A 12,208-nucleotide genomic window follows, 5' to 3' on the forward strand; every position below is an offset into this window, starting at 1 on the left:
CTGTATGTCGACGATCACAAATGCCGGGGTTGGTTCAGGTCTTGATTTGGAAGCGATTATTTCCGCGACCCTACAGGCCAGTAATCAACCGAAGTTACAAAAATTCGCGAAGGAAGAGTCCCAGTTATCGGTGCAGTTAACCGGTATCGGCGGCATTAAATCCGTGATGAGTAAATTGCAGGATGTGTTCGAGGATTTGTCGGATTCGGACAAGTTTAATCAGCGTACCGCAGAGGTTCGTCAACCCTCCAATGCAGAAACCTTAGGTGACCTGATTTCTGTTAGCGCTGATGAAACCGCCACAACCGGTTCTTTTGATATCAGTGTGACACAACTGGCTCAGGGAAGCCGGGCGAAGACCGATATCACTAACCCAGCCAACACGTTTACCTCTGCCGATGAGGTCGTCACGACCACTGCCAGTACCCTCACCTTTACTGCGGGTGCGAAAACCTTTGATGTAAACATTGATTCGGGTGCCACACTGGAGGATATTCGCCAGTTAATTAACGATACCAGCGGTGATTTTGGCGTATCGGCTAACATTATCAATACCGGCACTGAAAGTCTGCTGGTACTAGAATCTTCAGAGGCAGGCGCTGGCAACGATTTGGTAATCACCAACAACAATGCCGAACTTGACCGTCTTTCCACCGTTGCTAATGGCGGTGGTGCAGGGGGGCTGGCCATAGCCGCAGAAGATGTGGCACAAGATGCTATTATCGAAGTTGACGGTATTCAGGTGACCAACTCCAGCAATGTTTTTAATGATGCAGTACAAGGGTTAACCATCACCGCTAAGCGAGAGAGTGAAGCTGGCGAAACCGCCGGTGCCAGTATCACGTTTGACCGGGACGGGGTGACCGAAAAAATCGACAGTTTTATCACTGCCTTCAACAACACCATCGACATGATTGGTCAGCAATCTTCTTCGGTATCTTCACCATTGTTTGGCGATGCCACTGTCCGCGCCATTAAAGTTCAGCTTACCAACGCGTTAACGCAAAAAATAAGCGGTGCCGGTGATTTTGAGACTATCTTTGATGTGGGGTTGTCGCTTAACAAGAATGGCAAGCTCGAAAAACAAAATGTGGTGCGCAGTCTAAACGAAGCGTTAGATGAGGATTTTACCAACGTAGGTAAATTGTTTACCAACGCTGGTGGCTTGGCAGAAACTTTTGGCAGTATTTTGGAAAATTATGTTGATACCGGCGGTATTCTTAAGCAACGCCAGGATATCTTGAACGGCCTTAAAGACGATCTAAAAGATGACCGCGCCAATCACCAATACCGTATGCAGCAGTTAGAAGCCAGCTTGCGCAATAAGTACGCTTCGCTGGATACCCTCATCGCCTCTATGCGTAGCTCCGGAAATTATCTGATGGGGCAGCTCGATTCATTACCCGGTTTTGTCAAAGACTAAACGCTGACTGTCTGACGTGATTCTGGCGCTATTGAAAGTGGCATTTTGATTGCATTGTCACGGTATTCATAACAATACCCGGCTTCGGTCGCATAACTTTCAAATTTGCTAAGGCTTTTGTATAACGCACTCTAAGTCTGTATGGAGCCTGTGCAAACGAGGATCAAGGTAGATGGCTGAGCATGCTTTCGAACTGGTAAAAAATAGAGCAGAAGAATTGTCGGGTTTAATTGACGGTGAGCTTTATGCTGATGCCGCCAAAAAACTGGCGCAACTGGACACTGCCATTCGCACATTGACCTCAGCGGACATTGCGCAGTTATCCCAGGAAGAACAAAGATTCCTTTTTCAGCTGGCCGAATGGCTGACCGACCACGACCTCACGTTGCACCAGCGCAAACGTCAGTTGATGGACGCGATTGCGCCGTTAAATGCCAACAGTGCGCTCAAACCAACCAGACAGTATCAGGGTAAATCGTCCAATGGATGACATTCAATCCACACTCGCGCAGCTTGAAAAAAGCATTCAAAAGACATTAAGGCAGCAAGAGCGGCAGGCCAACTTTGAAAAAGAAGCCCTGCAGCGGTTTCAGGCCAACCTTGATGCTTTCAAGCAGTACTTCCCACGGCTACATAAGCAGATTGTCGATTTTAGGCCAAAAGACGATTTTAAAGTTTTTGTGACCCCATCCGGGCTGGGCAACTTCAAACCCACAGAGGCACCAGCACCCATTTATGGAGATGACCCGCGCGCACAAACCCTGGAACAAATTAAACGGTATACCGAGTCAGCCACATTTGGGCGCTCCACACTGTACAAAGGCTCCAACGCAGGGTTGCAGTCCGACAAGCGTTTGCATATGCGCTATCTGGTCAAGCTGGCTGAAACATTTAAAAAGGTGGTATCTGACGATGCTGCCTTGCTGGAGACCTTACCGGAGCATTATCCGACCTGCATGATGTTCGGGGTCGGGCTGGGCTATGCCTTATCGGCCTTGCTGGATGAACACACCTTTGATTATATTTTTGTATGCGAGCCGGATTTTGAAACCTTTTATGCCAGCCTGTATTGCACAGACTGGCAAGCCATATTTAAAAAAGCCGATGCGTTAAATGGCTGTATCTTTTTGCATGTGGGCATTACCTATGAAACATTTTTTGATGAAATCAAAAATGTTTATAACGACATAGGCGCATTTTCCCTGATCAGCAGCTTTTGTTACCAGCATACTCCTGGTGCCAAGCTTAATGCATTGATAAAAGAATTTTTCGCGCGATTTTATGAAATTCAGTTGGGTTACGGTTTTTACAACGATGCTGTCACGGGCCTGGCGCATACGATAGAAAATTTCAATGACAACGAGTGTGCTTTATTTTTACCACCGGCAAAACAGCACAGTTCGTTCAAAGGATTAACAGCTTACGTGGTAGCTAATGGCCCTTCTGTTGATGAGGCCATTGAGCTGATTCGTGAAAACAAAAATGAGGTAGTAATTTTTGCCGCAGGCACAGCATTAACTACTCTGCTGAAATTAGGTATTGCGCCGGATTTTCATGTGCTGGTAGAGCGGCCAAAAAATACCTACGATGTGTTGGTTGAAACGGTCGACAAAGATCACCTCAAAGATTTAAATCTGCTGGCGGTGGATGTTATGTACCCGGAAGTGCCCCCGCTATATAAGTGGACTGGACTGGGGCTTAAAGGGCCAGAAGCGGGCACAGAATTTTCACGGCTTGAGTATTACAAAACTCGCCGGACACTGCTTGCGCCGCTGGACTTTGCCGGCCCGTTGGTTGCCAACACTGCATTATCTTTTGCCACCATGATTGGATTTGGCGAGGTGTATTTATTTGGCGTGGATAACGGCTATCCGGTTAGCGGCCAAAGCCATTCGTCACACAGTATCTATTGCGATCCGAGCTTTAAGCAAAAGTTTGAAGCAGACAAAAATGCACCGCACGAATTAGAGGGCAACCTGGAAGGCCATGTCAAAGCTACCAGTTTGATGGTGCAGGCGAAGCAGCAGATGGAGGCATTGATTCAGCAGCACCCGCAGATTCAGTTTTACAATGTCGGCCACGGCGCAAAGATCAAAAATGCAGCCGCGCTTGAAATTGATGATGTGCTTTGCGCGCCGCTGAATCAAAACAAGTATGAGCAGGTCGAAAAGATAAAATCTTCGCTATTTACCGAATTTTCTATTCGTCATCCTGAACAAGAAGTACAGATCCCTGAATTTGAATCCCTATGCGACTATTTGTTGGAAATCGCTCATCGTCCTTTTTCATCAAGAAAAGAAGCATCAGATTTGCTTAAAGCACAGGCGCGGGTTGTATTTGCCTACCGTGAAACCAATTATGCCCATCTGTATCACGTCATAAAAGGCACGATGTTGTATTTTCATTGCCCTTTGATAAGTTTGTTGTATCTTTATGAAGATGAAAAAGCCTCTCTGCAATGGTTTGAGAAAGCTTTGGCGGTCTGGAATGACTGCGTCGAGGAAATGAAAAACGACTACAGGGATGCGTGGAAAAAGCGGTGTGAATACTCGCTGGAAGAAATTACTAAGCAAAAACATCTCAATAAAACGTGATGTAATGTATTCATACATTGCCATTTTTTGTACTGGCAGCACGGCAGAATTTTGTAAAAAATAGCAGGACAGCAACATGGCTGACTTTAATAATAAATGTATCTTTATTACCGGCGGTACAGGCTCTTTTGGGCATAAATTTGTTCGCCATTTGCTGAGCGAATATACGCCTAAAAAGATTATTGTGTATTCTCGTGACGAATTAAAACAATATGAAATGCAGCAGTTGTTTCCGCAATCCTGTATGCGTTTTTTTATTGGTGATGTCCGTGATGAAAACCGGTTAAAAGAAGCCATGAGTGGGGTGGACTATGTTGTCCACGCCGCTGCCTTAAAGCAGGTGCCGGCGGCCGAATACAATCCGATGGAATGTATCAAAACCAATATTATGGGTGGCCAGAATGTAATCAGTGCGGCTTTGCACAATGGTGTGAAAAAAGTGATTGCGCTATCCACTGACAAAGCGGCCAACCCGGTTAACCTCTACGGTGCCACCAAGCTGGTATCAGATAAATTATTTGTGGCGGCCAATAACACCGTGGGCAAGCGCGAAACGCGCTTTAGTGTGGTGCGCTACGGCAATGTCATGTGCTCGCGCGGCTCAGTGATTCCGTTTTTCAAAAAGCTTATTGATGAGGGCGCCACCTCGTTGCCGATAACGCATCAGGATATGACCCGTTTTATGATTACCTTGCAAGAAGGTGTTGAGTTTGTGTGTAAAAGCTTTGCACGCATGTACGGCGGCGAGATTTATGTGCCAAAGATTCCATCGATGAAAATGACCGACCTGGCCAGCGCACTTGGCCCGGAACTGGACCATGAAATCGTGGGGATCCGCCCGGGTGAAAAATTGCATGAGATCATGTGCCCGGCGGATGACTCCCATCTAACCCTGGAGTTTGCCGATCACTTTGTGATTTGCCCAACCATTCAGTTCACCGAAAAAGCCGATTACCGCAAAAACCGGCTGGACGAATCTGGCCAATATGTAGCGCAGGGCTTTGAGTATAACTCGGGCAACAATACCGAATGGCTGACGCCGGAAGAGCTGGTGCAGCGGTTGCAGGATATCAACGAATAGAAGCCATGATCCCATACGGTAAACAGGACATTAGCCAGGCTGACATCGATGCGGTAGTGGCTGTCCTGCAATCAGATTTCATTACTCAGGGGCCGGTCATTCAGCAGTTCGAGCAACGCATTGCCGACTACACCGGCGCTGCCCACTGTTATGCGGTCAACAGCGCGACATCGGCGTTGCACCTGGCTTGCCTGGCGCTGGATGTTGGTAAACATGACCTGGTCTGGACATCGCCGATTACCTTTGTGGCCAGTGCAAACTGTGCGCGTTATTGTGGCGCCGACGTGGATTTTGTCGACATTGATCCGGCCACCTTCAACCTGTGTCCTCAAGCGCTGCACAAAAAATTAGAGCAGCATCGCGCTCAGCAGCTTCCCCTGCCAAAGGTAGTGATTGCGGTACATATGGCCGGCCAGTCTTGTCAAATGCGCGCTATTCGTCGCCTGGCCGATGAATATGGCTTTAAGATCATCGAGGATGCGTCCCACGCCATCGGCGGTAAATATGAAAATGAGCCGGTAGGTAATTGCCGATACGGTGATATCTGCGTGTTCAGTTTTCATCCGGTTAAAATTATCACCACCGCCGAAGGCGGTGCACTGACCACTAACAATGCCGAATTAGCTCATACGATTGCGCATTTGCGCAGCCATGGTGTGACCCGGGATGCTGCGCAATGGCAAGTGGCCGATGAACATACCGGCGACTGGTATTATGAACAGCATAATCTGGGTTTTAACTACCGCATGACCGAACTGCAGGCGGCGTTGGGGTTATCCCAGCTGCAGCGGCTGGACGAATTTGTGGCCCGCCGCCATGTGCTTGCCAAGCGTTATCAAGAGCTACTGGCCGGCTTGTCGCTGCATCTGCCACACAACCACCCGGATAGTTATTCGGCCTTGCATCTGTATATTGTTCAGGTGCAGGGTGGGCCAGCAGCACGCAAGGCATTGTTTGAAGAATTGCGCCGCGACCAGATTAACGTCAATGTGCATTATATTCCGGTGCATTTGCAGCCGTATTATCGCCAGCTGGGCTTTGGGCCGGGCCAGTTTGAAAAGGCTGAAACCTATTATGCACAGGCGCTCAGTTTGCCAATGTTTCCGACTTTACAGGAACAGCAACAAGAGCAGGTGGCCAAGATCATCCGCCAAAACTTGCAAGGTGCATAGAAATGGCAATTGCAATCATTCCAGCTCGCGGCGGCAGCAAACGCATTCCTCGCAAAAATATTAAACCATTTCACGGTAAGCCAATGATTTGCTGGTCCATAGAAGCAGCCCTGGCCAGTGACTGTTTTGACCAGGTCGTGGTGTCTACCGACGATGCTGAGATTGCCGCGGTGGCTGAGTCGGCTGGGGCAGTGGTCCCTTTTATCCGGCAAGCCGACCTGGCGGATGATTATGCCACCACCACTGCGGTGATTGTCGATGCCATCAGGCGCTTGGAACTGGCAGGTAAATCGGCTGAGCATTATTGCTGCATCTATGCCACCGCTCCGTTTTTATCGGCCCAGGCGATTATTGACGCGCACCGACACATTCGGTCAGGTGACATTGACTTTGTTTTTAGTGCTACCTCCTATGCATTCCCTATTCAGCGAGCATTCAAGCTTGGCCTGCAAGGTAGAGTACAGATGTTTTATCCAGAGCACCGTTCGACCCGATCACAGGACTTAGAAGAGGCCTATCATGATGCCGGGCAATTTTACTGGGGCAGCAAAGCGGCGTGGCTGGAACAGCGCACTATATTTGGTGAGGCCAGTGAAGCATTCGTATTGCCTCGCCATCAGGTTCTGGACATCGATACGCCCGAAGACTGGCAATACGCAGAACTGATGCATCGCGCCTCTTTTTACCAAAACCAATAGCAGTAGGCATTATCATGACGCCCATTAAAATTGGCCAAAGAACTATTGGCCCTGAAAGCCCCCCTTTTATCATTGCGGAGCTAAGCGGCAATCATAGCCAGGATTTTGACCTAGCTTGTAAAATGATTGATGCAGCAAGCGCCTCCGGCGCGCATGCGATCAAACTGCAAACGTACACCGCCGATAGCATGACGCTAAATGTTGATGCCCCGGACTTTGTTATTAATGATAAAAAAAGTTTGTGGGATGGAGCTCGACTGTATGAGTTGTATCAGCAAGCAAGTACGCCTTATGATTGGCATAAACCTTTGTTCGATAGAGCAAAAAATCTCGGTATGCTGGCGTTTAGCTCGCCATTTGATACCGGCGCCGTGGATTTTCTGGCGTCACTTGAGGTGCCTTGCTATAAGATCGCATCGTTTGAACTGACTGATTTGCCGTTAATTAGTTATACCGCCAAACAGGGTAAACCTATCATCATGTCAACGGGGATGGCCTCGCTGGCTGAAATTGAGGATGCGGTAACTTGTGCCCGCGATAACGGCTGTCATGAGATTATTCTTTTGAAGTGCACCAGCACCTATCCTGCCTCGCCTCAAGATACTAACTTGCTGACGATCCCCAATATGAAAGCAACTTTTGGTTGTCAGGTCGGCTTAAGCGACCATACCAAAGGCATCGGGGTCGCTGTGGCATCCGTGGGGCTGGGAGCCAGCATCATCGAAAAGCATTTTGTGCTGGACCGGACCGCCGGTGGTGTGGACGCCGCATTTTCTCTTGAGCCGGACGAGTTATCCAGATTGGTCACTGAAACCCAACGAGCCTGGCAGGCAATGGGGGGAGTGCACTACAGTGGTACTCAAAATGAATCGCCCTCACGGCAGTTCCGGCGTTCTATTTATGTCAGCAAAGACATTGCTGCCGGCGAAATGCTCACCCAGGAGAATATAAAAATTGTGCGGCCTGCATTTGGGTTGGCGCCAAAACATTGGGGACAGGTAGTCAGTAAAACAGCCGCCACAGATTTGAAACAAGGAACGGCGTTGCAGTGGGAACATATCAAGAGTTAACCACCTTTATATTTCGGCTTGATTGCGGTAACGCGGTCGGGCTTGGCCACTTAATGCGATGCGTGGCGTTGGCACAGGCAGCCACACAAAAAGGGATCCGGTGCATTTTTGCGCTCAGCAAGGAAGGGGCTGACATTGCGTCACGCCTGCCTGGCTGGCAATTTACGATTGCCACCGTATCAGCGCTTGATGAGCCCAGTGAAGGGGCGCAGCTGCAAGCGCTGTGCGATTACTATAATGCCGCAGCGTTGGTAGTAGACAGTTATCGAGTTACCTCCCGCCTATTTGAACGTACAACGCAATCCGATGTATTGGTGGTAACTATCGACGATGGCCTGAAAAACCTTGTTGGCCACGCTGATGTGGTGATTAATTCGGCCAGGGTCGATAGTGCAGATTACCGTACGATTAACCCTGCTATTGTGTGCTGTGTAGGAAGTGAATATCGTCTGCTGCGACAAGAATTTGTTGAAGCAAATGTTCCGGCCTTTGTTGATAGAGATGGTTTGGTTGTAAGTTTTGGTGGCTCAGACCCATTTCATTACACCGTAAGTCTGCTTGAGGCATTACATAGCATAAACTTCTCAGCGCCAGTGTGTGTGGTTACCGGACCTGCTTATGGCGATCTTAACACACTGACACAGCTTATCAGTGCTTCTTCATTATCCATTCAACATGTCCACAACAGTGCCAATATGGCAGACGTCTGGATGCTTGCCCGGCTGGCTGTCAGTGCCGCCGGCAGTAGTCAATTCGAACTGGCGGCATGCCGAACCCCTGCTGTCCTGGTTACCGTAGCGCAAAATCAGCAAGTGCTAAGCGAACAGGCAAGCGAGCAAGGCTGGTGCAAGGTTGTTGATGGCCGTAGCGGGTTGGACATGCCGGCGCTGGCGCAGCAAGTAGGAAAGTTATACGCTGATAACGAGGGGCTTTGCACAATGAGCGAGTTAGCCGCGCAGTACAGCCATACCCGGGGCGCAGAAAAGGTGGTTAAAACGCTTATCACCCAGCTTCAGCGTCGCGCTCATTCCAACCACAAGGTGTAAAGCATCACGCCGTTTTCGCAGTTGGTGAAGTTGAACCCCGCCTTTTCAAAAGCTTTTACACTTTTGACATTCTCTTTTTTGATCTGCGCCAACACAGTTGTGACCGTGGGATGGCGCTCAGCAAAATAAACCAGGCTCTTGCTCAACAGCGCGACTGCCATATTTTTTCCGCGCCAGGCCGGGGCCAGGTTTATGGACACTGTTGCCTGGTTTTTTGCAATGTCAAAGCGTGTCATTCCTATTTTAGAGTCGCTTTGTTGTGCAATAAGCAGCAGGCGCGAAGAGCTTGCGAGCGCATCGGCAAACCACTGCTGATGATTCTCCCAGGCAACTGGTGTGCATGTCAGTGACATAGCAACAGTGTGAGCATCATTGCGCCACTCAAATATAGGTTGGCTATCTTCAACTGTTGCAGGTCGGATATTCACAGGTTATCGCCGATAGAAATGATGATACTGGCTAGTATAACGGGCAAGCTAAAGCAGGCAACAAGTTGTTGTGGATTATGGCACATCATGCCCGGATATTGACGCAGAAGAAGCTCAGGTAGTGCAGGGTGAGGCCAGCAATGGGTATCGACTGATACAAAATAGTATGTAAAAAAATACTCAAGGTTAACCTCAGGGCCCTGTAAGCCACGTGATGCTTTGCTAGGATACAATAGTATTGACTGACAAGAGTGCAGCATCATGCTTAACATTGATGGACACCGCCGAGAACTGACCAGCTTCACACAAAAGCAAACTGTGTCAGACAAGCAGCTGGCCAGCGGCAACAAAATCAACATCGCTGCTGATGGTGCGGCTGCACAACAAATCATTGAACGCTTAACCGCGCAAAGTGAAGGCAACCGCCAGGCCATCAGCAATGTGTATGATGGTATCTCCATGGCCCAGGTGGCCGAGGGTGGGCTGGCTGGCATCAATGACGATGTATCGCGTATCCGCCAGTTATCTCTGCAAGCCGGCAATGGCATGCTGAGCGATACCGACAAACAGGCGCTTCAGGCTGAAATCACCGCGCTGCAGGACAACATTTCTCAAACCGCAGAACACACCACTTTTGGCGGTAAGCCGTTATTGCAAAGTGACGGAGCCATTCAGTTTCAGGTTGGTGCCAATGCCGGCCAGCGGCAGGATATGCAAACCAATGATGTGGTGCGCGAGATTGCCGGCGTACTCAATATTGATATCACCCGCGGCACAGCCAGCGATGCGCTGGCCACAGCAGATCTAGCACTAGAAACAGTGGGGACATTGCGCAGTGAACTGGGCGCTGTACAAAATCAGCTGGCCGATACTGCGCGTAATCTAACCCAGGCGGATGTTAACACCGCCGCGTCTCGTAGCCGGTTGGCCGACCTGGATTATGCCCAGGCTGCTTCGCGACAAGCCGTGCTGGATGTGCAGGCGCGCGCTTCAACCACCCTGCAGGCCATGGCTAATCAGCAGCAGGGTCAGGTGCTGGCATTACTCAGTGAATGATCTAATAACTAATTGGTAATGGTGCTGCGCGTGCGGCTTTATTATCTGCAAAATAACACGATCAGTTGTTGCGCTGAGTGTGTTTGCCGCTACAATCATGCAGATGCGCTAGACTGTTAATAATAAAATCGCATCTTCCGGGGATTTAATGAAGGATATTCTGCTCGTTAGCGATAACGGCGAACTGATTCATAAGCTTGAAACCATTGTTTCGTTTATTGGAGAGCCTTGCTCAAGCTGTTCGTACAAAAGCTCTGTCGACTACTTAAAAACACATGTGGTCGATGCGGTGCTGCTTGATTTTTCATCGTCCAGTGCCCAGGAACTCATCCTTCAATTTCCGCATATTCCGTTTGTTGCGGTGGTCACCGAAGACCACGCGGTCGCTCCTGAGCGCAACCTGGTAGGTGCATGTACCTTACCACTGACTTATCCAATGTTGACGCAGGCCATCCACCGCTGTCAGGAATACAGCCGCCGATGCCCGGGATCCACCAAACCGTCAGGTGTAAAAACCCGCTTGTTCCGCTCCTTAGTGGGCCGCAGTAATGAAATTCAGGCGGTACGTCGGCTGGTTGAGCAGGTGGCGCCCACCGAAGCCACGGTCTTGATTTTAGGCGAGTCGGGCACCGGCAAAGAAGTGGTGGCACGCAATGTCCATTTTTTTTCCCCTCGTAAAGATGGCCCATTTATCCCGGTCAACTGTGGTGCTATCCCTGGCGAACTGCTGGAAAGTGAATTATTCGGCCATGAAAAAGGCGCGTTCACCGGCGCCATCAGTGCCCGCAAAGGGCGCTTTGAGCTAGCCGAAGGCGGCACCCTGTTTTTAGATGAAATTGGCGATATGCCGATGCAGATGCAGGTCAAATTGCTTCGGGTTTTACAGGAACGGACCTTCGAACGGGTGGGCGGCAGTACCCCCATCCGTTGTGATGTGCGCATTGTGGCAGCTACTCACCGCAATCTGGAAACCATGATCCAGGAAAACAAATTCCGTGAAGATTTGTTCTATCGGCTCAATGTGTTTCCCATCGACAGCCCGGCGTTGCGTGAACGTCGCGAAGATATCCCGTTATTGTTGCAAGAACTTATCAGCCGCATCCAGGGCGATGGCGTTGAAGGGGTGAGGTTCACCGAATTAGCGATTGCTTCTTTGATGGAACATCACTGGGGCGGCAATGTGCGTGAATTGTCTAACCTGGTGGAGCGATTAAGCATCCTGTATCCAGGTCAGATTGTAGATATTCAGGATTTGCCAGCAAAATACCAGTATGGCGAAGTGCAGGCCTATCAGCCTGAGTATCCCGAAGAGTTGCTGGAGCGCGATGCCTTTAATGAGCTGTTTGCCGAGTCGGCAGCGGCTGAAGACAGCCCGGCCGGGGGCGCTGAGCAGCGTGATACAGATATCGAACAAGAACCTGCTGCACCCGCTATGCTGGAAGACGGCGTGAATCTGAAAGAGTATCTCTCTGAGCTGGAAATCAACCTGATTATCCAGGCCTTGGAACAACAAGACTGGGTGGTTGCCCGCGCCGCAGATAAGCTGGGCATGCGCCGTACCACGCTGGTGGAAAAAATGCGCAAATACAATATTCAGCGCGACGAAAGCACAACGCCATAGTTTTGACTCTGTCGTTGCT

The 12,208-nt window shown here is 49.6% G+C and carries 11 protein-coding genes; 10 read left to right on the forward strand and 1 reads right to left on the reverse strand.

Annotation, left to right across the window (positions count from 1 at the left end; translation table 11 throughout):
• Positions 1-4 precede the first annotated feature (4 nt).
• The 8 genes from fliD to pseG all read left to right on the forward strand — a co-directional run bounded on the left by fliD (position 5) and on the right by pseG (position 9,084).
• Positions 5-1,423 carry a flagellar filament capping protein FliD gene (gene fliD / locus ACTUJZ_RS07575; RefSeq protein WP_463635689.1) on the forward strand — a complete coding sequence of 473 codons (1,419 nt, stop codon included), beginning with the start codon at positions 5-7 and terminating at the stop codon, positions 1,421-1,423.
• Positions 1,424-1,595: 172 nt separating this feature from the next.
• A complete protein-coding gene (locus ACTUJZ_RS07580; protein ID WP_463635690.1) occupies positions 1,596-1,913 on the forward strand; it encodes a hypothetical protein in 318 nt (105 codons plus the stop codon).
• Positions 1,906-4,017, forward strand: coding sequence for a motility associated factor glycosyltransferase family protein (locus tag ACTUJZ_RS07585; RefSeq protein WP_463635691.1), 2,112 nt, complete (start codon positions 1,906-1,908; stop codon positions 4,015-4,017). The genes ACTUJZ_RS07580 and ACTUJZ_RS07585 overlap by 8 nt, the downstream gene beginning before the upstream one ends.
• 76 nt (positions 4,018-4,093) lie before the next feature.
• A complete protein-coding gene (gene pseB, locus ACTUJZ_RS07590) occupies positions 4,094-5,098 on the forward strand; it encodes a UDP-N-acetylglucosamine 4,6-dehydratase (inverting) (protein ID WP_463635692.1) in 1,005 nt (334 codons plus the stop codon).
• Between the two features lie 5 nt (positions 5,099-5,103).
• Positions 5,104-6,270 (forward strand): UDP-4-amino-4,6-dideoxy-N-acetyl-beta-L-altrosamine transaminase, encoded by a 1,167-nt coding sequence (gene pseC / locus ACTUJZ_RS07595; RefSeq protein ID WP_463635693.1) that lies wholly within the window; start codon positions 5,104-5,106, stop codon positions 6,268-6,270.
• A 2-nt stretch (positions 6,271-6,272) separates the two neighbouring features.
• Complete coding sequence (pseF, locus tag ACTUJZ_RS07600) at positions 6,273-6,968, forward strand: pseudaminic acid cytidylyltransferase (RefSeq protein WP_463635694.1); 696 nt, start codon at positions 6,273-6,275, stop codon at positions 6,966-6,968.
• A 14-nt stretch (positions 6,969-6,982) separates the two neighbouring features.
• Positions 6,983-8,038, forward strand: a complete 1,056-nt coding sequence (pseI, locus tag ACTUJZ_RS07605; protein ID WP_463635695.1) for a pseudaminic acid synthase — start codon at positions 6,983-6,985, stop codon at positions 8,036-8,038.
• A complete protein-coding gene (gene pseG / locus ACTUJZ_RS07610; protein WP_463635696.1) occupies positions 8,017-9,084 on the forward strand; it encodes a UDP-2,4-diacetamido-2,4,6-trideoxy-beta-L-altropyranose hydrolase in 1,068 nt (355 codons plus the stop codon). Before pseI ends, pseG begins: the two co-directional genes overlap by 22 nt.
• Here pseG and ACTUJZ_RS07615 read toward each other — a convergent pair.
• A complete protein-coding gene (locus ACTUJZ_RS07615) occupies positions 9,063-9,512 on the reverse strand; it encodes a GNAT family N-acetyltransferase (protein ID WP_463635697.1) in 450 nt (149 codons plus the stop codon). The two genes, pseG and ACTUJZ_RS07615, sit on opposite strands and share 22 nt — an antisense overlap.
• Positions 9,513-9,773: 261 nt before the next feature.
• Between ACTUJZ_RS07615 and ACTUJZ_RS07620 the strand changes: the two genes are divergently transcribed.
• Complete coding sequence (locus ACTUJZ_RS07620) at positions 9,774-10,568, forward strand: flagellin N-terminal helical domain-containing protein (protein WP_463635698.1); 795 nt, start codon at positions 9,774-9,776, stop codon at positions 10,566-10,568.
• 148 nt (positions 10,569-10,716) lie between these two features.
• Positions 10,717-12,189 (forward strand): sigma-54 dependent transcriptional regulator, encoded by a 1,473-nt coding sequence (locus ACTUJZ_RS07625; RefSeq protein ID WP_463635699.1) that lies wholly within the window; start codon positions 10,717-10,719, stop codon positions 12,187-12,189.
• Positions 12,190-12,208: the final 19 nt, after the last annotated feature.

It is taken from the genome of Alteromonas sp. WD8-37 (genome assembly GCF_055326825.1).